Raw genomic sequence first — 21,331 nt, 5'->3', positions numbered from 1 at the left:
TCATTTGGAGGGGAAGCATTTGAGAATGAAAGAAGTTGATAGTATAAGAGGGTTTGCGCTTTTCGGGATTTTTTTAGTGAATATGCTCGATTTCCATTCTCCGGTCATGTACATACGTCTTGAAAACTGGTGGAAAAGCCCGCTTGATCGCTGGACAATTACGTTCATTGATGTGGCGGCGCAGGCGAGTTTTTATCCGCTTTTTGCGTTTTTATTTGGATTTAGCATGATATTATTTCGTGAGCAGGCGAGCGAACAAGGGCTGCCGTTTCCGCGTTTATTTATGCGCCGAATGGTAGCGTTATTAGTGCTTGGGGGTATTCATGCGTTTTTCATTTGGCATGGTGATATTTTAATTACGTATGCAGCAACCGGAGTATTGCTTCTTCTTTTTCAGCAAGTTTCTTCCCGTGTTTGGCTGTTTACTGCACTTGTTTGTTACGTTCCTCGTGGGATCATCGCTATTTTATTAGTGGTTGCGGGGCGCACAGGAGAAAATGGGGTATCTGTTGAAGCGGAATCACTTGCGCGAGAAGCGTTAAAAAACTATCGGCATGGAACGGCTTCCGATATTTTTTGGCAACGCCTGCATGATTGGGTGTACGTGAACAATACGGAAGGGTTTTTATTCATTGCGATGACTCTCCTTTCTTTCGGATTGTTCGGCGGATATGTGGCGCAAAACCGATCGGCTTTGTCCGCGCGTACTATTAAGCGAGTAGCGGTCGTTTCTTTCTTGATCGGGCTACCGTTAAAGTTGTTGCCGTATTGGATGGGAAAAAATATGTGGACAGAGTATGTGCAAGATACGTTCGGCGGTCCAGCGTTGGCGCTGTTTTACGCAGCGGGAATGTGGCTGTTAGCGCAAAAAAGATGGGGAGTGTTTGACTATTTAGCAGCAGCCGGCCGCATGTCGGTCACGAATTATTTACTTCAGTCGGTGCTTTGCACGTTTGTCTTTTACAGCTATGGGCTCGGCTTGTATGGGAGCGTTCGTCCTCTATATGGAACGATAGGGGTCGCTGTAATTTACGGCTTGCAAGCGATCGCTAGCCGAAAATGGCTGCAGCACTTTTATACCGGTCCTGTCGAGTGGCTATGGCGAGCAGTGACATACGGAAATTGGCCGCTATTTCGCCGGCGGTCATAAATAAAAGAAGTCCCTCGGCTAGCTACTGAGGGACAGGCGACAGGGAATGCTCTGGAGCAGGAAACATCGGTAACGTCTTTTTTACGTATTGATTAATCAACTCGTCCAATTCTTGACTGCATTGAATCGTTTCTTTTGCTGTGAAACCGTATGTTAAAGCCATTTCGATCATTTGTTGTCGCTTTTCTTCAATCAACATGATCATTGTTTTCACCAACGTTTAGTTATTCTCATTTCAAAGGTGCAAAAACCTAGTTACAATCATTATACACGGAATGGAAAAAAAGGAAAGGATTTCGTGAAAATAAGACATAATATTACAAATTTCTACAAAATTTTTAGTAGGGTTTTCGCAAACGAAGACGAATATATGTTATCGAAAACGAAAAATGAGGAGATGTGGAAATGAAATTTGTTACAGCTGAACGAAACAGCGCTCGATTCATTGGGGTTGTCACAGAAAATGAAGCAGTCATCGACTTGCGGTTGGCAGAACAAATGATGGAGTCATCTACAACGCTACCAGAAACGCTCGTTGAGTGCATCGCGCTCGGGGATGTGTTCATTCAGAAAGTTCGTGAACTACTCGCCTGGGTAAAGGCACATCCGTCGCCGCAATACGTCTATTCGCTCGAGGAGGTTCGATTGTTGGCACCGATTCCGCGGCCGCTGAAAAACATTTTTTGCGTCGGGAAAAACTATGTCGAACATGCGCTTGAGCTAGGCAGCGCCGCTGATATTCCGAAACATTTAATGCTGTTTTCCAAAGTGCCGACAACGGTGGTTGGACATGAAGAAACGGTGTTGCGCCATCGGGATGTGACAAACGAACTGGACTATGAAGGCGAGCTTGCGGTTGTGATCGGCAAAAAGGGAAAAGCCATTTCAGAAGCGGAAGCGCTTGAGTATGTATTTGGCTACACGATTATTAATGATATTACCGCCCGTGATTTGCAGCAGCGACACAAGCAATTTTTGCTAGGGAAAAGCCTTGATACGTCTTGCCCGATGGGGCCGTGGATTGTGCATAAGTCGCTCATTGCTAATCCGAACCGTTTACATATCGAAACGAAAGTCAATGGGGAAACGCGGCAAAAGGCAAATACGGAGCAGTTTATTTTCCCAGTCGAAACGATTATTGCGACGATTTCGCAAGGAATGACATTAGAGCCGGGCGATATTATCGCGACAGGAACGCCGGCAGGGGTCGGCAAAGGCATGAAACCGCCGCGCTTTTTAGAAACGGGCGATGTCATCGAAATTACGATCGAAGGAATTGGCACGCTTCGCAATTCCATCGGGGAATAAAAGAAAAGGGCACCCGTATAGGGAAGCCCTTTTTGCTTACTCACTAAATACTTTTTTTACTTTTTCAATCGCCCAATCGAGTTGCTCTTTTGTAATGATGAGTGGTGGTGCGAAACGAATGACTGTATCATGTGTTTCTTTACATAATAAGCCTTCCTGTTGTAGTTTTTCGCAATAAGGGCGGGCAGGCCCATGCAATTCGACTCCAATGAACAATCCGCGACCGCGCACTTCTTTAATATCAGGGTGTTGAATTTCACGCAGCTTCTCTTGGAAATAATTACCTAATTCCAATGAGCGTTCTGCGAGTTTTTCTTCGACAAGCACGTCGATGGCAGCGATCGAAACCGCGCAAGCGAGCGGGTTTCCACCGAATGTAGAGCCATGTGATCCAGGGTTAAAGACACCAAGAATGTCGCGATTGGCTGCAACGCAAGAAATTGGAAATACACCGCCACCTAATGCTTTCCCAAGAATATACATGTCTGGAACGACATTTTCCCAATCGCAGGCAAACATTTTTCCAGATCGGCCTAAACCAGATTGAATTTCGTCCGCAATGTATAGCACATTGTGTTCTTTGCACACATCAAACGCAGCTTTCAAAAATCCTTCTGATGGGATGTTAATGCCTGCTTCTCCTTGAATTGGTTCGAAAATAAACGCAGCTGTATTTGGCGTAATCGCTTTCTTTAATGCTTCAACATCGCCGAATGGGATGACTTTGATGCCTGGAAGCATCGGACCGAACCCGCGCTTATATTCCGGATTGGAGGACATCGATACCGCTGTCATCGTCCGGCCATGGAAATTGTCTTCACAGACGATAATTTCCGCTTGATCAGCTGGCACACCTTTCACATCATAAGCCCAACGACGCGCTGCTTTGACCGCGGTCTCGACTGCTTCAGCGCCTGTGTTCATCGGTAACACCATTTCTTTGCCGGTTAATTTAGCTACTTTTTCATACCATGGACCTAATTGATCGTTGTGGAATGCACGGGATGTTAAGGTGATGCGGTCAGCTTGTTCTTTTAACGCTTGAATGATTTTTGGATGGCGATGACCTTGATTGACAGCAGAATAAGCGCTAAGCATGTCCATATAGCGGTTTCCTTCAGGGTCTTCCACCCATACCCCTTCGCCTTTGGAGAGAACCACTGGAAGTGGATGGTAGTTGTTTGCGCCATATCGCTCAGTTAAATGAATGATTTCCATCGTTTTACTCATGCACGTTCCTCCTATTGCAATATTTTATACATCACTTTATACATTATATCAAAAAGATGATAAGGTTGTTAGACAGGAATCATATGTTTTATTTCGTTTTTTTAGAAAAACGTGTTATGATGGTATATATGTTGGGAAAGGAGGAGAGGATCATGACGCATGCGCATATTACTACGTGGGTGATTACCTTTATTTTGTTTTTTGTCGTGCTTTCATTGCAAAAAGCGAACTCGCCGAAAGTGAAAATGGTATCGATGTTGTTGCGCCTTTTCTATCTTTTAATTATCGTCACGGGTGCCCTTTTATTGCAGATGCTCGCATCCACACCACCGCTATATATCGTTAAAGCTGTTGTGGGGCTGTGGGTAATCGGGGCAATGGAAATGGTGATTGCTCGTGTGAAAAAAGGGAAAAGCACACAAATCGCTTGGCTACAGCTCGTAGTTGCATTTGTGATTGTTTTATATCTAGGGTTGAAGCTCCCGTTAGGGTTTCACTTATTTTCGTAAAACGACAATCTCGCGTGAGGTTGTCGTTTTAGCCGATTTGTGTGCAAATAAATCGGTTGCCTGTATGGAGTGTCATTTCAAAGCGATCTTTGCTAATGTTGCTTCGCTCGTAATAATGTTGGACGTTGGCGATTAATTCGGTGTTGTCAAAGATGATAAAGTTCACGCCGAGCTGCTTGGCAAACAACAATCCATTGTAACAATAGAGGCAGTCATATAAAGAAAAATGAAGGCTATTAAGCCATTCAACGAAACAAAAAAATGTTTTTTCTGGAAGCCCCTCTAGCCATTGCCGGTATGCATATGGCAGTAATTTGCGAAAGCGAACGATGTCTCCGTTATGAAGGGACAAGATGCTCCCACCTAAATGAACGATTCCGTTTTCTTGTAAATAACCGTGTAGCCATCGTTCGTGGCGGAAAATTTCAATTTCGCCCTCTGTCATTTCTTCTAATAGTGCTGCTTCTTCATGTTCTTCGTCGAAAAAAATCCATTCATCGTTGACACATTCGACTTCCCCGTGGATATAAGCCCGTTTTTGTTCAGGAATATAGGAAAGCAGCTGTTCTAAATTCATCTTCTCATCTCCTCTCTTTGTAATATTAAGAAAGTATAAAATTCGGAATTGTTGCTAGCTCTAAGCGCCATCAGCCCGAATCGCTCCCCCACACTGTGGCGGCAACACATTGAATTTTCTTCTTTGAAATTGCCCACGTAAGCTCAAGCTTTGCTTGGGATGAGCCTCCAGCTTGTGCGATTTTCGCCGATAGGCGGGCGCTTTGCGTTTTTCTTATTTTCGTTTTCGCCGATTTTTTCTCTCTTTATTCATTCCGATCGGACAATTCATCGAAATCCCCACATCTGCATACAATGAGAAAGGCTAAGGCAACATGCCCAACCGCGATGGGCACGTGTGCTTTGGCACACGAATGGGAAGGCGCCTGTTATTGCGTTACTGCATATCATATAGGAAAGCGATCTGTTTTTACGCTGATGAAGAGAAAGGATTGATTGATATGTGTGGGATCACCGGTTGGGTAGATTTCCAACGAAATATACAAATCGAACAAAAAACGATCGACAAAATGACGGAAACATTAGCGAAGCGTGGTCCGGATGATACAAACTATTGGCTAGTGGAGCATGCGGCGTTTGGCCATAAGCGGCTTGTTGTCGTTGATCCGAAAGGCGGCGCGCAGCCGATGACAAGGAAAAAAAACGGCCACGCATATACGATTTGCTATAACGGAGAGTTATACAACACCGAGGATCTCCGCAAAGAGTTGTTGAAAAGAGGCTATACGTTTCAAGGGCACTCTGATACGGAAGTGCTATTAACGTCCTATATCGAGTGGCAAGAACAATGCGTCGACTATTTAAACGGTATTTTTGCGTTTGCGATTTGGGACGAAAAGCGGGAGCACCTGTTTTTAGCGCGTGACCGTCTAGGAGTAAAACCGCTATTTTACCGACACGACGGTAACAGCTTGTTATTTGCTTCGGAAATGAAAGCAATTTTAGCTCATCCGGACGTTAAACGAGCTGTTGATCGGGAAGGGTTAGCGGAAGTTTTTGGTTTAGGACCGTCAAGGACGCCGGGGCATGGCGTGTTTTGTGATGTCAATGAGTTGCGACCAGCGCATGCGTTACGCTATTCACGCGAAGGGATGAAAATATGGCGTTACTGGAATGTGAAAAGCGATGTTCACCGCGATACGCTGGAAGAAACGGTAGAGCATGTCCGTTTTCTGTTAACGGATGCAGTCACGAGGCAGCTTGTATCGGATGTGCCGGTGTGCACGTTTTTATCTGGAGGAGTGGATTCAAGCGCTATTACGGCGATTGCAGCGAACGTGTTTGAGAAAGAAGGAAAAGGCCCGCTTCATACGTATTCGATCGACTACGAAGGGAACGAACATTATTTCCAAGCGAACGATTTTCAGCCAAATGCAGACGGCCCGTGGATTGAGAAAATGTCTCAGACGTTTGGAACGGTTCATCACCGCTGCACGATTTCCCAGCGTGATTTAGCCGATTATTTAACGGAAGCGGTCATCGTTCGTGACTTGCCGGGGATGGCGGATATTGATTCGTCATTGCTTTGGTTTTGTCGGCAAATTAAACAAAATTTTGTCGTTAGTCTATCGGGGGAATGTGCCGATGAAATTTTCGGCGGATACCCATGGTTTCACCGTCCAGACGATTTAACGCGGAACGGGTTTCCGTGGATGCGGTCAACAGAGGCACGCATCGGGATGCTAAAAGAAAAGTGGCAGCAAAAGTTGCGACTTGATGAGTATGTGCATACACGCTTTCAAGAAACGGTGGCGGAAGTGCCGAGGCTCGAAGGGGAAAGTGCCATCGAGGCGAAGCGCCGGGAACTATTTTATCTGAACATGATTTGGTTTATGAGCACGCTTTTAGATCGAAAAGATCGGATGAGTATGGGCGCAAGTTTGGAGGTACGTGTACCGTTTGCGGATCATCGGTTAGTAGAATATGTGTGGAATATTCCATGGGAGATGAAAATGTACGGCAACCGAGAGAAAGGGATATTGCGCCGGGCGTTGGAAGGATTGTTGCCTGAAGAGGTGTTGTACCGGAAAAAAAGTCCATATCCAAAAACGCATCACCCGCTTTATACGGAACTTGTAAAAGCGAGATTAACCAATCTATTGAACGAACGCTCATCGATCTTACATGAATTTTTTGAAGCGGAAAAGCTGAAAGAAATGATCGAAACGGGAGGAAAATCTTTTCAAGCGCCATGGTTTGGTCAGTTAATGACAGGCCCGCAGCTGTTGGCGTATTTATGCCAAGTTCATGACTGGTTTGAGCATTACGGCATTGATATTAAAGAATAAAAGGAGAAGCAGCGGCTGCTTCTCCTTTTATCACGCCATTCCAATGCGTTGTTGTACGAACGATTTCGTTTGCCAGTTTCTAGAGCGCCAGCGCCATAGCATCAAAAGTCCGCGCAGCCATTCGTCGGCGATAAAGGAAATCCATATACCGACAAGACCGAGCTCAAAATATACTCCGAGAACGTAGGAAATGGTGACGCTGACGCCGAACATCGATAAAATCCCCATATATACTGGGAATTTTACATCGCCTGCGGCACGGAGCGAGTTAATAATGACGAGGTTGAACGAGCGCCCCGGCTCTAAAATGATCGTTAGCAATAACAGCGTTTTGCCTGTTTCGATAATGTGTTTGTTCGTTGTAAAAAATGAAAGAAGAGAATCAGAGAATGCGAAACATACCGATGACATCACAACGGAAATGGCGATCGCGCTACGCAAACTTTTTAAACACCGGTCGTATGCATCATCATATTGTTTCGCGCCGACAAAATGGCCGACGAGAATCTGCGTTCCTTGGCTAATAGCGATTCCAAACAGCCAGACAAACATCATAATATTTTGCGTATAAACTCTTGTGGTTAACGCTTCTGTACCGAACCAAGTAATAAAGTACGTAATAAGCATTTGCGCAGTATTGTACGCCAAATGTTCCCCGGCAGAAGGAATGCCGATTTTCAACAAGTGACGAACGTGATAGAATGGCAAAGACAGCAGTTGCGATGGTGAAAAGGAGAGCTTCGTCCGTTTCACGAATAGAAGAAAAATGACGATAAGCCCAATGATCCGGCTGACCGTTGTAGAAATCGCTACTCCTTGGACACCTAACACCGGGATTCCCAATGGTCCGAAAATAAAAAGATAGTTTCCGATGACGTTTAAAATGTTCATGCCGATTGTCACGTACATCGTGTCGCGTGTGTATCCGTAGCTTTTTAAAATAGCCCCGATCGTCATAATGAGCGCTTGCACAAATAAAAAACCGCCGACGATGCTTAAATAAGCGTACGCCTCGTCTAATAATTTATGAGGCAGTTTCATGGCATATAATAATGGTTTGCCAAATAGCAAAAGTACGACACTTAATAGAAAGCTGAATAGAAAATTGGCGCCGATCGACACGAGCGATACTTCGACCGCGCTTCTCTTATCTTTTGCCCCAACATACTGGGCTGTTAAAATGGCTGTCCCCATCGCGATGAATTCAAACATGACGATGACGAGAAACACGATTTGATTGGCGACACCGACGGCGGCAACGGAATCGTCCGAATATTGGCTAAGCATAAGCGTATCTGCATTTCCCATCAGCATATACAATAACGTTTCAATAAATATGGGCCATGTTAGCGAAAACAACGACCATTTCTTTTCTTTTAGCATCAAGACAGCCCCCTTTCCATATTCCGACGTAAAAACTATATTTAGTGTAGCGGATTCATGGCATAATAAAAAGAGAGCAACACGATTCCATTTGTACATTTCCGACATAAAGTGAGGGTTATGGATGCATGTTATGTTTTCTGTGCCGCCGTTTCCAACGTTTATTAAAGGGGGAGAAGCGGTATTCGCGAAAGGAAAAAAACATTTTCGGCGGACGTTTACGGTGTTTGATTTGCTGTATGTGAAAAAAGGATGTTTATATATGGCGGAAGAGGAGACTTTTTTCGAAGTTAGAGCGGGGGAGTATGTCATTTTAGTTCCTGGACGAGAGCATTATGGAAACCGCGAGTGTACGGAAGATACGTCATTTATTTGGCTTCATTTTACGATTGAACAATATCAACTGGTCGAAAAAGAAGAGGTGAGCTGGCACGATCTTATTCAGCGGGAGGCGACGTATGTCGAAGCAGCACAATATGTGTTTTATGTTCCGCAGCACGGTAACGTGAAGCAAAGAGAGCGGATTGAGCAACTATTAGAACATATTGTCGACTTGAATGAATATAGTGCGCCTGACAGCCCTCTAAAACAGCAGCTTTATTTTTCGGAATTTCTTTTGCAGCTGCAAAAGCAGGCGCTCTATATTCCGATAGCATCCGAAAACGTGAGTGCCGAAGCGGTTCGATATATTCAAGAGCATTATCGCGAGCCGTTTGACATGAAAATGCTTGCTCAGGCGTTACGTTTTCATCCAGATTATATTACGCGCTGCATGCAAAAAACGCTAGGGATGAGCGCTATTCAGTATGTACACTATTATCGGCTCGCCAAAGCGAAAAAAAGGCTGGCGGAAACGAACGATACCGTCGATGCGATCGCGAAGCAAGTTGGATTTGAAGATGGCGCCTATTTCTCGCGTCTATTTAAAAAAATCGAAGGAATTACGCCAACAGAATACCGTCGCACCGTCCACCGAACATAAGAAAAGCGGAGGCAACTGTTCAGCTCTCGAAGCCAAACGTTCTTCCGACGAGAAGCGCTTTTTGCTTCGACGGAGGAAGCAAACGCGGAGGAGGATGTTAGTTCGTAGCTAGACATCATCGAAAAGTGGAGGCGATTGATTGGACAACAAAAATAAGCGAGGGTTTCCCTCGCTTATTTCCATTGCTCGATCAAGAGAATGAGAAAGCCGTATGGCGGGAGTGTTGCTTTTAACTGATCTGCTTCCGCAGCGAACTGCTCGTTCGTCCATAGGTCGGTGAGCCTTTTTCCTTTTAGGGAAAGCGGCAACGTGATGTCGAGTTTTCGGTCGCTATTATTGAGCAGGAATACAATCGTTTCTTGTTCATATGTTTTAGTATAGACGAGATGGTTTGTTTCGTCGTTCGCTTCAATAAAGCGCAGCTCGCCTCGTGAAAAAGAGCGATACGTGCGGCGCAACGAAATCAATTTTTGGACGTGGGCGAATAACTCGCGGTCTTGCTTTTCTTCCTCCCATACCATGCACTTGCGGCAAAGCGGGTCTTGTCCGCCAGTTAGTCCAATTTCATCGCCATAATAAATGCACGGAGTGCCTGTGAACGAAAGTTGGAAGGTGAACATCAGCTTCACTTTTTCCTTATTTTCACTGCATTCCGTTAAAATGCGCGGCGTGTCGTGGCTGCCAAGTAAATTAAAAGCCGCTTCATTCACGTTGTTCGGATATGAATGAAGCACGTTCGTGATCGTGTGGGCAAATTTGCTTGCTGTGATCTCATTTTTGGCGAAATAACGCAATACGCCGTTCGTAAACGGGTAGTTCATTACCGCATCGAATTGATCACCTCTTAGCCATGGCATTGCATCGTGCCAAATTTCGCCGAGAATGTACACATCCGGTTTGATCGATTTCACCGCCTGACGAAACTCGCGCCAAAATTGATGATCGACTTCATTTGCGACATCTAAACGCCAGCCGTCAATATCAAATTCGCGAATCCAATACGTCGCCACATCTAATAAATATTGTTTGACTTCTCGATTTTCCGTATTTAATTTCGGCATGGTTGGCACGAAGGCAAATGTATCGTAGTTCGGCAGCGGTTCAGTTTGTAATGGGAACTCGCGAATATGGAACCAATCTTTATATTTCGACTTTTCTCCATGCTTGAGCACATCTTGAAACGGAGCGAAAAAATATCCGCTATGATTAAATACCGCATCGAGCATGACGCGAATGCCTTTTTGATGGCAACGATCGACGAGTTGCTTAAACGTCTGTTTGTCGCCAAATTGCGGGTCGATTTCAAAATAGTCAATCGTATCGTATTTATGGTTGGACGGCGCTTTAAAAATAGGGGTAAAGTAAATGCCGTTAATTCCCAACTCCACTAAATAATCAAGACGCTGAATAATCCCTTCAAAATCTCCGCCAAAAAAGCTTGTCGGTGTTGGGTCGGCACTATCCCATGGAAGTGTTCCGGGTGGATTGAGAGACTCGTTGCCGTTTGCGAACCGTTCAGGGAAGATTTGATACCAAACCGTATCTTTCACCCATTCCGGCGCCTGAAAGACATCGATTTTATTTAAAAACGGGAAGCAGAAATAATAAGCGATGTCATCAGCAGGAGCTTCATTGAAAAACCCTTTTTCCGTATAGATCCATCTTTCTTCTCCAGCGAGCAATTCAAAGCCGTAGCGGAGACGACGATATGGCGGCGCAATGGCGATAAACCAGTAATCAAACGACGAATCAGAACCGCTTTTTGTCATTTGTTTTTTCGTAAACTGCCACTGGCCATCTTTCCAGACGTAGGGATCTCCATGTAGAAGATACACCGATTGAACATCATCTTTTTTTGTCCGCAACCGGATGTGCAATGTTTTGTCGTCGTAAGCGTAGGCGAAATGATCGGTTGGACGGTGGTAAACCGCTTCTTTCAGCATCATTCTCAACTCCTTAATGATAGTGCAATCGATTGCGCTTTGAATGATTGTTATTTTTACTATTATTCCAAAGATTAGATAGATGCACATCCAAAAAATGTATAAGGGATTTTATGCTTAGAATAAAGGATTGTAGTAAAAAAGTCAACATATGTTCAGAAAATGTTCAGAAAAAATGAACAAAAAATTAAAAAAAATGGTTGTCAAATGGGCAAATGGTTGTATAATTAGTGATAAGAGTTGCGCAATCGTTTTCACAATCAAACTCATCTGTGAAATTGTGAAAGCGCTTGTAATCTATTATGTTTACAATTAGGAGGGGTCGAAATGAAAAAAGCAGTATCTATTTTCTCGTCACTTGCTTTAATGACCGGAGTGCTGGCTGGTTGCGGTCCTGGCAAGGAAGCAACGCAGACAAAAAACAATGAAGGAGAAAAGAAAGCAGCTACAGCAGAAAACGGAATGCCGCCGAAGCCGGAAAAACTCGTGGTTTGGGAGGACGTCAAGCGCGGTGTGGCGTTGGAGCCGGCGATTAAGGCGTTTGAACAAAAGTATGGCATTAAAGTAGAGTACAAAGAAGTCGAAATGGCCACGAAGCAGCGCGATCAACTTCGCTTAGACGGACCAGCGGGAACAGGACCGGACGTCATCACTGTGCCGCACGATCAAGTCGGTCAGCTTGTGACTGAAGGGCTCATTCGCGAAATTAACGTAGATCAATCGGTATTGGATACGTTTACAGAGTCATCGCTGAAAGCGGAAACTTATAACGGAAAACTTTACGGTTTGCCAAAAGCAGTAGAAACGCCTGTATTTATTTATAATAAAAAGCTAATGGACAAAGCGCCGGCAACGATGGATGAGTTGTATCAGTTTTCGAAAGACTTTACAAAAGGAGACAAGTACGGTTTCTTGGCGCTTTGGGATAACTTTTACTTTGCGCACGGTATTATCGCTGGTATGGGCGGTTATGTGTTCAAAGATAACAACGGTACATTAGATCGTAATGACATTGGTTTAAATAACGAAGGGGCAGTAAAAGGTACAGAGTACATCCAAAAATGGTACAAAGAGTTGTTCCCGAAAGGAATTATTGGTGAAAACGGCGGTTCGACGATGGACGGCTTGTTTAACGAAGGAAAAGTTGCGTCTGTCATGAACGGTCCGTGGGCGTTCCAAGGCATGCGTGATGCCGGAATCGACATCGGTGTAGCGCCAATGCCGACATTGCCGAACGGCGAACATGTCAAAACGTTTATGGGTGTAAAAGGATGGCACGTATCTGCCTTCTCGAAAAACCCAGAGTGGGCAACGAAATTAATTGAATTCCTCACGAATGAAGAGAATGCGAAAAAACGCTTTGAGTTGACAAGAGAAATTCCGCCGGTGAAATCGTTAATTAACGATCCGTTAATTGCGAACGATGAAGGAGCAAAAGCAGTAGCAATTCAATCGCAATATGCCGTTCCAATGCCAAACATTCCGGAAATGGCGGAAGTGTGGGGACCGATGGCAACAGCGCTTCAGCTTGTCGCAAACCAAAAAACAGAGCCGAAGAAAGCGCTGGATGAAGCAGTGAAAACGATCAAAACGAACATTGAAACAAACCATCCAAGCAAGTAAAGAGCAGGCGGTACCTCTTGTTCGAGGTACTGCTTCCGCTTTTGACCGTTTGTTTATAGGTTCACAATCAATCGGAGCTCCTCGCGATGTTTGAGAAAGGAGACAGAACAATGGAAACATCAGTGTATCGCTCCAGCCATCGGAAGATCGCGCTCGGTCTATCCGTTGTGCCTGGTCTTGGCCAACTATACAACCGCCAATATGTCAAAGGCGTTCTTTTTCTTATTTTAGCAGTTTCCTATTATATCGTGTTTGCAGATTTGCTTGATATAGGTTTATGGGGGCTTGTGACACTAGGAGAAGTCATCGGGCGCGATCATTCGATTTTTTTGCTCGTAGAAGGCATTTTAGCTGCGATTGTTTTAGTGTTCGGCCTTGGGTTTTACGCTTTTAATTTGTACGATGCGTACAAAAATGGACAAAAGCGTGATTTAGGGCTTAAAACCAACTCGTTGCGTGAGCAATACCATACGCTCGTCGATAGCGGGTTTCCATATTTAATGGTGTCACCAGGATTTATTCTCCTTGTGTTTGTTGTCATTTTCCCGATTATTTTCGTTGTGTTGTTGGCGTTTACAAACTACGATTTATATCATTCACCGCCAGCAAAATTAGTAGATTGGGTTGGCTTGCAAAACTTTATTGATTTAGTCAAACTCGATCTTTGGCGGAAAACGTTTATTAACGTTTTAGCGTGGACGATCGTTTGGACGTTTGGAGCAACGACGTTGCAAATTGCTATTGGCATTTTCTTGGCGATTATCGTCAATCAAAAAGATTTAAAAGGAAAAGCGGCCATTCGAACGATTTTCATTTTGCCTTGGGCCGTGCCAGCGTTTGTATCTATCCTTGTCTTTTCCGGCATGTTTAATGAATCGTTCGGGGTCATTAATAAAACGATTTTAGCGTCGCTTGGCATCGGTCCCATTGATTGGATGACAGATCCATTTTGGACGAAAGTTGCGCTCATTTTCATTCAGTCGTGGCTCGGTTTCCCTTTTATTTTTGCAATGACGACCGGAGTGTTACAAGCGATTCCGGATGAATTGTACGAAGCGGCAATCGTGGACGGTGCTACGGCGTGGCAAAAGTTTACGAAAATTACGCTTCCGCTCGTGTTGTACGCGGTCGCACCAATTTTGATTACGCAATATACGTTTAACTTCAATAACTTTAACATTATTTACTTATTTAACGGTGGCGGTCCAGCTGTCTCTGGACAAAACGCTGGGGCAACCGATATTTTAATTTCATGGATTTACCGTTTAACGATGACGTCTGCGCAATACTCCAAAGCAGCGGCGATTACATTGCTTTTATCGCTTGTCGTTGTATCCGTAGCGCTATGGCAATTCAGAAAAACAAAATCATTTAAAGAAGAGGATATGATGTAACATGAATATGAAAAGGCAAAAAATCATCCGCTTAACGTTGTCGTATCTCGTCATTTTGGCGATGACGGTCATCATTGTGTATCCGCTTCTTTGGGTTGTCGGCTCATCGTTTAACCCAGGCCAAAGCCTGTCCGGCTCGAAGATGATCCCGGATCATGCGACGCTCGCTCATTATAAAGAGTTGTTTGATACGTCGAAAAGTGATTATTTAATTTGGTACGCGAACTCGCTCAAAATTTCAACACTCACGATGATTTTTTCCGTCATTTTAGTCAGTTTAACGGCCTATTCATTTTCTCGTTATCGTTTTATTGGACGGCAAAACGGTTTGATGACGTTTTTAATTTTGCAAATGATTCCGAACTTTGCCGCATTAATTGCGATTTATGTGCTTGGATTGCTCACTAAATTAATCGATACGCACTTAGGATTGATTCTTGTGTACGTCGGCGGGGCTATTCCAATGAATACGTGGCTGATGAAAGGGTATTTAGACACGATTCCGAAAGAATTGGATGAGTCGGCACGCATCGACGGAGCAGGGCATTTGCGCATTTTCTTTCAAATTATTATGCCGCTAGCGAAGCCGATCATCGCTGTCATTGCGCTCTTTACTTTCATCGCGCCGTTCGGTGATTTTATTTTAGCGAGTGTCTTACTTCGCAGTAAAGAAAAATATACGCTGGCGGTCGGGCTGTACGATTTAGTGGCAAAACAGTTTGGTAACGAGTTTACGACATTTGCCGCAGGTTCGGTACTTATTGCCGTACCAATCGCTATTCTCTTCCTTTCATTCCAAAAATATTTTGTATCAGGCTTAACTGCAGGGGGGACAAAAGGATGAGAGAAGAAAGGAAAGAATCGCTCAGGTTCTTTCCTTTCGCGTTATTTCGAGCTATATTTAAACAGTAGAAGTGGAATGAATGGGAGTGGGAAAATGATGAAACGGACGTTTTTTTCGATTTTGCTTGCGCTTCTCCTAGTGGTTGCGGCGATGCCGACGCAAGCAGCACCAACTGATGAGCGAACGTGGCAAGATGAAAGTATTTACTTTATCATGGTCGACCGCTTCAATAACGGCAATCCGCAAAACGACGCGGACGTAAACATTAACGATCCGAAAGCGTATCACGGCGGCGATTTGCAAGGGATCATCGATAAGCTTGACTACATAAAAGCAATGGGGTTTACCACAGTTTGGCTAACCCCGATTTTTCAAAATGAACCGGGCGGCTATCACGGCTATTGGATTTCTGATTTTTATAAAGTCGACCCGCATTTTGGCACGCTAAGCGATTTAAAAACGCTAGTGAAAGAAGCGCATAAACGAGATATGAAAGTCATTTTAGATTTTGTTGTCAACCATACAGGGCCTCATCATCCATGGCTGAACGATCCAACGAAAAAAGATTGGTTTCATGAGAAAAAAGACATTTTCAACTGGACCGATCAAACCGAAGTAGAAAACGGCTGGCTGTTTGGTCTGCCGGACTTAGCGCAAGAAAATCCGGAAGTGAAACGTTATTTAATCGATGCCGCCAAATGGTGGATTAAGGAAACAGACATCGATGGCTATCGCCTTGACACAGTCAAGCATGTTCCAAAATCGTTTTGGCAAGAGTTTTCGAAAGAAGTCAAATCGGTCAAAAAAGACTTTTTCCTGCTTGGCGAAGTGTGGCATGACGATCCGCGCTACATTGCCGATTACGGAAAATACGGAATCGACGGATTCGTCGATTATCCGCTTTACAATGCAATCACGAATACGTTGACAAAGCGCGATCAATCGTTACGACCGCTTTACGATGTGTGGGAATATGACCGAACGTTTTACGATCGCCCGTATTTGCTCGGGACGTTTTTAGACAATCATGATACGGTTCGTTTTACGAGATTGGCTTTAGAAAATAAACAAAATCCGATTACGAGAATCAAGCTCGGATTAACGTATTTGTTTTCGGCACCGGGCATACCGATCATGTATTATGGAACGGAAATTGCGCTAGACGGTGGAAAAGATCCAGATAATCGCCGACTAATGAATTTCCGTACGGATCAAGAAATTGTGGATTACATTAAGAAGTTAGGGGAATTGCGAAAACAGCTTCCGTCATTGCGGCGCGGTGATTTTACGTTGCTTTATGAGAAAAACGGAATGGCGGTCTTTAAACGGACATATAAAGGAGAAACCGCGGTCATCGCTATTAACAATACAGGAAAAACGCAAAAGGTCCATTTGACAAACGACCAACTTGAACCTGGAAAAGAGCTCCGAGGGCTGCTTGCCGATGATTTAGTTCGGAGTGATCAAAACGGATATGATGTGATTTTGAATCGAGAAACTGCCGAAATTTATGTGGTTGCGAAAAAGACAGGGCTGAATATTCCGTTTATTGTCATGTTAATAGCGATTTACGTGTTATTTGGCTGGTTTTTATATTATGCAAAAAAGCGGTCGAAACAGACGACGTAGGAGGCGGAGCAGATGCTTGAAGATACAAGTTTTGCGATTTTGCCAGAACAAAATGATGGAACGAATGAAGGACGCTTGATCGATATCGGAAATATGCTTGCTTTTTTGCGGGAAAAACATGTTTTTTCTTTTTCATGCGATACAGGTGTTGTCAAAATTCGTTTTTATCGTGAGGATGTAGTTCGTGTCGTTTTTCATCCTTTTGGAGAAACAAGTTTAAAAACAAGCGTTGCGGTTATCAAACAGCCAGAAAAAGTGGAAGTTGCAGCGCGCGAAACAGATGAAGCCGTTACGCTCACATCAACGAAATTGACCGTCGTGCTGCAAAAGCGTCCGTTCCGTGTCTTTGTTTATGATGATGCAGGGCGCCTCCTTGTCGCAGAAGGCGAAAGAGGAATGGCGTTTACGCATCGAGGACATGTCTATTGTTATAAACGGATGGATGAAGCCGATCATTTTTACGGCTTTGGTGAGAAAACGGGATTTCTTGATAAGCGCGGCGAAAAGATGACGATGTGGAATACGGATGTGTATGCGCCGCACAATCCAGAAACGGATCCGCTTTACCAGTCGCATCCATATTTTATGACGGTAAGAAACGGATATGCACACGGCTTGTTTTTTGACAACACACATAAAACAACGTTTGATTTTCAAACGGCCGATGACGAATATTGTTTTTCCGCAGAAGGAGGAGCTATTGACTATTACATTTTGGCCGGTCCGGCTCCGAAAGACGTGCTCGAGCAATATACGGATTTGACGGGGCGGATGCCGATTCCGCCGAAATGGGCGCTCGGGTATCATCAATCGCGCTATAGCTATGAAACGGAACAAGAAGTGAGAGAATTGATGCAAACGTTCCGAGAAAAAGACATTCCGCTCGACGCCATTTATTTAGACATTCATTATATGGACGGCTACCGTGTATTTACCTTTGATCGAAACCGTTTTCCTAATCCGAAACAGCTTATCCACGACTTGAGAGAAGAAGGTGTTCACGTTGTACCGATTGTCGATCCAGGGGTAAAAGCCGATCCGGAATATCACGTGTACCGAGAAGGCGTTCGCCGTGATTATTTCTGTAAATACATGGAGGGGAACATTTTCTTTGGTGAAGTGTGGCCGGGAAAAAGCGCGTTTCCGGATTTTATGAATAAAAAAGTGCGCAGATGGTGGGGGGGGAATCATCAATTTTATACGGATTTAGGCATCGAAGGCATTTGGAACGATATGAATGAGCCATCGGTATTTAATGAAACGAAAACGATGGATGTGACGGTCATGCACGATTATGATGGGGAGTGGAAAACACATCGCGAACTTCATAACGTGTACGGCTTGATGATGGGAGAAGCGACGTATAAAGGAATGAAAAAGCTGTTAAACGGAAAACGGCCGTTTTTGTTGACGCGTGCAGGCTTTTCCGGCATTCAGCGTTATGCAGCCGTTTGGACGGGGGATAATCGTAGCTTTTGGGAGCATTTGCAAATGTCGCTGCCGATGTGCATGAATTTAGGATTATCTGGTGTGGCGTTTTGCGGGCCGGACGTCGGCGGTTTTGCCCATCATACAAATGGAGAACTTTTGACGCGCTGGACGCAAGTGGGAGCGTTTATGCCATATTTTCGCAACCATTGCGCCATCGGGTTCCGCCGTCAAGAACCGTGGGCATTCGGTGAAACGTATGAGCGCATTATTAAAAAATATATACAAATGCGCTATGAATGGTTGCCGCATTTGTATACGTTATTTGCAGAAGCGCATGAAACTGGGGCACCAGTGATGCGGCCGCTCGTATTCGAATACCCGAATGATGAAAACACATACCATTTGTCGGATGAATTTCTTGTGGGAGATAACGTGCTCATCGCACCGATCATGACGCCGAAGACGATGCACCGAGTTGTCTATTTGCCAAAAGGGAAATGGGTCAATTATTGGACGGACGAGGTATTGGAAGGGGAACGTCATCACCTCGTTCATGCCGATTTAGAAACGTTACCGATTTTTGTGAAACAAGGTTCCGCCATCGCGCTCGGCAACGTCCGCCGTTCTACCGACAGCCCCGATGAACAGCGCTTCATTCACCTATATAAAGCCGATGAAGGCAAAGCGATGTATACGCTGTACGACGATGACGGTCAGACATTCGCTTACGAAAAAGGACAGTATTTCCGCATGCACCTCGAGATGGAGTACAGCGAGCATACCGTTCAACTGGTGACGAAAACGGAAGGAACATATGAACCAAGCTGGACATGGTCGTTGGCGATCCACGGAGCAACAGAGCAGACGAAAGTAATGCTGAACGGAAATGAGCAGCAAGGAACGTGGGATCGCGAGCGGAGCATATTATGGATCAAAAACGAGTAAAGGAGGGATACAATGAATGTGACGATTAAAGATGTTGCGAAACGAGCGAATGTTGCTCCTTCGACCGTTTCTAGGGTCATTGCAGATAGTCCGCGCATTAGTGAAAAAACGAAACGGAAAGTGCGGGAAGCGATGAAAGAGTTAGGTTATCATCCTAACTTTATTGCCCGCAGCCTAGCTAGCCAAACATCACAAGTGATCGGGATCGTCATGCCAAGCTCGGCTGATCAGGCGTTACAGCATCCGTTTTTCCCAGAAGTGATTCGCGGCATTAGCAAAGCAGCGCATGAAAAAAAATATGCGCTGCAAATGTCAACAGGGGAAAAAGAGGATGAAATTTATGAAGAAGTCATTGAAATGTTGCAAGGCCGCCGCGTGGACGGCGTGATTTTGCTCTATTCGCGTGTGAACGATAAATTGATGAAATATTTGCTGCGACACGATTTTCCGTTTGTCGTGATCGGAAAGCCGCATCAACGAGCGGAACAAATTACGCACGTAGACAACGACAACTACCGGATCGGAAAAGAAGCGACGCAACATTTAATCGAGCTTGGACATGAACGAATTGCGTTCGTCGGAGGGAATGAAACGTATTTAGTGACGGCAGATCGGCTATTAGGTTATAAAGAAGCACTCGAAGAGGCAGGGCTTTCTTATCGTCTGGAATATGTGATTTATGAAGAGTTTTTGCAAAAAGCGAACCAAGAAGGAATGCGAAACTTGCTTTCGCTCGACGAACCGCCGACCGCTTTAGTGGTTGTTGACGATTTAATAGCGCTTGACGTATTAAAATTGCTTGATGAAATGAATTTACGCGTTCCAGACGATATTTCGCTCGTCAGCTTTAACAACACGTTGCTTGCGGAAATGTCGCGCCCGCCATTAACATCGGTCGATATCCACATTTTCCAGCTCGGTTACGAAGCGGCGAAAAACTTAATCGAAAAAGTGGCCAATCCGAACGAACCGGTGAAACGAATCATTATTCCTCACAAGCTCGTAAAACGGTTCTCATGCGATTATGTGCGAAAGTAAAACGAGAAGACCACGCGCGTGTGGTCTTTTCGTTGAAAGAAAAAATTTTTTAATCGAGCGGGGGGATATCAATTCCCTCATTCGTGCTACCTGATCCGTTATAATACCGTGGGACTTTTCCTTGCAAAAATAAGTCAGCTATTTTCATTGAATGGGATATTTTCATAGTCATATCTGAAAAAGGAACGATAAGATTCATCCGAACACGAATATTTAGGTAAACTTCAAGATACGTATTATTGATTCCGAATTCTTTTACCTTTGTTTCGATATCAGAATTCGTATCTCCGATCATTTCAAATCGAACCGGCAATTTTGGACCTAAATTTGCGAGAAGAGCATTGCCTGTAGCCATACCTAGTGGAATATAATAAACAATTCCCCTTTGCTTTTTCGTTTGATCATAATCAACATGTATATCATTCATCTCAAAGGATTCTAGCCTTTCTAATTCACCAGTTTCAATGTAGTTTAAGTACTGTTGTATTCTCATATTTGTCTCTGCAAGAAGACGATTATATATTTGAGGATTAAAGCTATAACCTATAGCTTCCCCTTTATTGTTTTCATGAATAATGATTAACTTCCTAATATCCATGTTCTCTACAATTTCCTTTGAAATGGCATTATCAATAGCTTGATATACCATTTGGCGAGTTTTTGTTTTAGCTATACTAAGTAAAGTTGGTTCAATAAGTGTATTCGTAAGCCATAAGCTTTGGGATGTTATAATCATAAAAATTACAAATGATAGTAAAAACGCATGTTTAAATGGTAGCGGACCACGTTTCCCCCATATTTTTTTATTTTTAAACACAGAGAAACCCTCCCTTTATATCAACATATGTTTATAACTCATGTAGTAGAACGTATTCGCTGCCACCACTATTTTCTTTTTATAAATAAAAAAACTTGCAACAGCTGTTGCAAGTTCAAAGGGAAGAGAGGGAGACCTTTTGTTTGCGTTCAAAAGGTCGAATATGAAACAATGCACATTCTCATCATAATCGGTTTGTTGACAAAAAATCAAGAAAAATGTTAGAAAACCTAACATTAAA

At 44.0% G+C, this 21,331-nt stretch carries 17 protein-coding genes; 11 read left to right on the top strand and 6 right to left on the bottom strand.

What is annotated here, in order from left to right; all coding sequences use genetic code 11:
- The first annotated feature begins 25 nt into the window (after nucleotides 1–25).
- On the top strand, nucleotides 26–1,150 hold the full coding sequence (locus M4I42_RS07235; RefSeq protein WP_268851552.1) for a DUF418 domain-containing protein: 1,125 nt from the start codon (nucleotides 26–28) through the stop codon (nucleotides 1,148–1,150).
- A 22-nt stretch (nucleotides 1,151–1,172) separates the two neighbouring features.
- On the opposite strand, the gene M4I42_RS07230 is transcribed toward M4I42_RS07235, so the two are convergent.
- Entirely contained in the window at nucleotides 1,173–1,355 is a 183-nt protein-coding gene (locus M4I42_RS07230; RefSeq protein WP_268851532.1) for an aspartyl-phosphate phosphatase Spo0E family protein, read from the bottom strand.
- A gap of 200 nt (nucleotides 1,356–1,555) precedes the next feature.
- On the opposite strand from M4I42_RS07230, the gene M4I42_RS07225 reads away from it, so the two are divergent.
- Nucleotides 1,556–2,458 carry a fumarylacetoacetate hydrolase family protein gene (locus M4I42_RS07225; protein WP_268851531.1) on the top strand — a complete coding sequence of 301 codons (903 nt, stop codon included), beginning with the start codon at nucleotides 1,556–1,558 and terminating at the stop codon, nucleotides 2,456–2,458.
- Nucleotides 2,459–2,494: 36 nt separating this feature from the next.
- On the opposite strand, the gene M4I42_RS07220 is transcribed toward M4I42_RS07225, so the two are convergent.
- On the bottom strand, nucleotides 2,495–3,688 hold the full coding sequence (locus M4I42_RS07220; protein WP_268851530.1) for an ornithine--oxo-acid transaminase: 1,194 nt from the start codon (nucleotides 3,686–3,688) through the stop codon (nucleotides 2,495–2,497).
- 152 nt (nucleotides 3,689–3,840) lie between these two features.
- On the opposite strand from M4I42_RS07220, the gene M4I42_RS07215 reads away from it, so the two are divergent.
- Nucleotides 3,841–4,197, top strand: a complete 357-nt coding sequence (locus M4I42_RS07215; protein WP_268851529.1) for a YisL family protein — start codon at nucleotides 3,841–3,843, stop codon at nucleotides 4,195–4,197.
- A 28-nt stretch (nucleotides 4,198–4,225) separates the two neighbouring features.
- On the opposite strand, the gene M4I42_RS07210 is transcribed toward M4I42_RS07215, so the two are convergent.
- Nucleotides 4,226–4,774: a DUF2777 family protein gene (locus M4I42_RS07210; protein ID WP_268851528.1), complete on the bottom strand. Its 549-nt coding sequence runs from the start codon at nucleotides 4,772–4,774 to the stop codon at nucleotides 4,226–4,228.
- A 439-nt stretch (nucleotides 4,775–5,213) separates the two neighbouring features.
- On the opposite strand from M4I42_RS07210, the gene asnB reads away from it, so the two are divergent.
- A complete protein-coding gene (gene asnB, locus M4I42_RS07205) occupies nucleotides 5,214–7,061 on the top strand; it encodes an asparagine synthase (glutamine-hydrolyzing) (protein WP_268851551.1) in 1,848 nt (615 codons plus the stop codon).
- Nucleotides 7,062–7,091: 30 nt separating this feature from the next.
- Here the strand turns inward: asnB and M4I42_RS07200 are convergent, their stop codons facing one another.
- The gene (locus M4I42_RS07200; protein ID WP_442864081.1) at nucleotides 7,092–8,447 is read right to left on the bottom strand and encodes an MATE family efflux transporter; all 1,356 of its coding nucleotides are present in this window, start codon (nucleotides 8,445–8,447) and stop codon (nucleotides 7,092–7,094) included.
- Nucleotides 8,448–8,568: 121 nt separating this feature from the next.
- Here M4I42_RS07200 and M4I42_RS07195 point away from each other — a divergent pair, with 121 nt between their 5' ends.
- Nucleotides 8,569–9,426: a helix-turn-helix domain-containing protein gene (locus M4I42_RS07195; protein WP_268851526.1), complete on the top strand. Its 858-nt coding sequence runs from the start codon at nucleotides 8,569–8,571 to the stop codon at nucleotides 9,424–9,426.
- 173 nt (nucleotides 9,427–9,599) lie between these two features.
- Here the strand turns inward: M4I42_RS07195 and M4I42_RS07190 are convergent, their stop codons facing one another.
- Nucleotides 9,600–11,369 carry an alpha-glycosidase gene (locus tag M4I42_RS07190; RefSeq protein ID WP_268851550.1) on the bottom strand — a complete coding sequence of 590 codons (1,770 nt, stop codon included), beginning with the start codon at nucleotides 11,367–11,369 and terminating at the stop codon, nucleotides 9,600–9,602.
- 327 nt (nucleotides 11,370–11,696) lie between these two features.
- On the opposite strand from M4I42_RS07190, the gene M4I42_RS07185 reads away from it, so the two are divergent.
- From M4I42_RS07185 to M4I42_RS07160, 6 genes are all read left to right on the top strand, one after another.
- The gene (locus tag M4I42_RS07185; RefSeq protein ID WP_268851525.1) at nucleotides 11,697–12,992 is read left to right on the top strand and encodes an extracellular solute-binding protein; all 1,296 of its coding nucleotides are present in this window, start codon (nucleotides 11,697–11,699) and stop codon (nucleotides 12,990–12,992) included.
- A 110-nt stretch (nucleotides 12,993–13,102) separates the two neighbouring features.
- A complete protein-coding gene (locus tag M4I42_RS07180; RefSeq protein WP_268851524.1) occupies nucleotides 13,103–14,386 on the top strand; it encodes a carbohydrate ABC transporter permease in 1,284 nt (427 codons plus the stop codon).
- 1 nt (nucleotide 14,387) lies between these two features.
- Nucleotides 14,388–15,230 carry a sugar ABC transporter permease gene (locus M4I42_RS07175; protein WP_268851523.1) on the top strand — a complete coding sequence of 281 codons (843 nt, stop codon included), beginning with the start codon at nucleotides 14,388–14,390 and terminating at the stop codon, nucleotides 15,228–15,230.
- Nucleotides 15,231–15,326: 96 nt separating this feature from the next.
- Nucleotides 15,327–16,859, top strand: a complete 1,533-nt coding sequence (locus M4I42_RS07170) for an alpha-amylase family glycosyl hydrolase (protein ID WP_268851522.1) — start codon at nucleotides 15,327–15,329, stop codon at nucleotides 16,857–16,859.
- A gap of 12 nt (nucleotides 16,860–16,871) precedes the next feature.
- The gene (locus tag M4I42_RS07165; RefSeq protein ID WP_268851521.1) at nucleotides 16,872–19,235 is read left to right on the top strand and encodes a glycoside hydrolase family 31 protein; all 2,364 of its coding nucleotides are present in this window, start codon (nucleotides 16,872–16,874) and stop codon (nucleotides 19,233–19,235) included.
- A 12-nt stretch (nucleotides 19,236–19,247) separates the two neighbouring features.
- On the top strand, nucleotides 19,248–20,273 hold the full coding sequence (locus tag M4I42_RS07160) for a LacI family DNA-binding transcriptional regulator (protein ID WP_268851520.1): 1,026 nt from the start codon (nucleotides 19,248–19,250) through the stop codon (nucleotides 20,271–20,273).
- A 49-nt stretch (nucleotides 20,274–20,322) separates the two neighbouring features.
- Here M4I42_RS07160 and yunB read toward each other — a convergent pair whose 3' ends face one another.
- Nucleotides 20,323–21,090: a sporulation protein YunB gene (yunB, locus tag M4I42_RS07155; RefSeq protein WP_268851519.1), complete on the bottom strand. Its 768-nt coding sequence runs from the start codon at nucleotides 21,088–21,090 to the stop codon at nucleotides 20,323–20,325.
- Nucleotides 21,091–21,331: the final 241 nt, after the last annotated feature.

The organism is Anoxybacillus sp. J5B_2022, assembly GCF_026847645.1.
Classification (GTDB): Bacteria; Bacillota; Bacilli; order Bacillales; family Anoxybacillaceae; genus Anoxybacteroides.
This window is presented reverse-complemented; position numbering and strand designations above follow the sequence as displayed.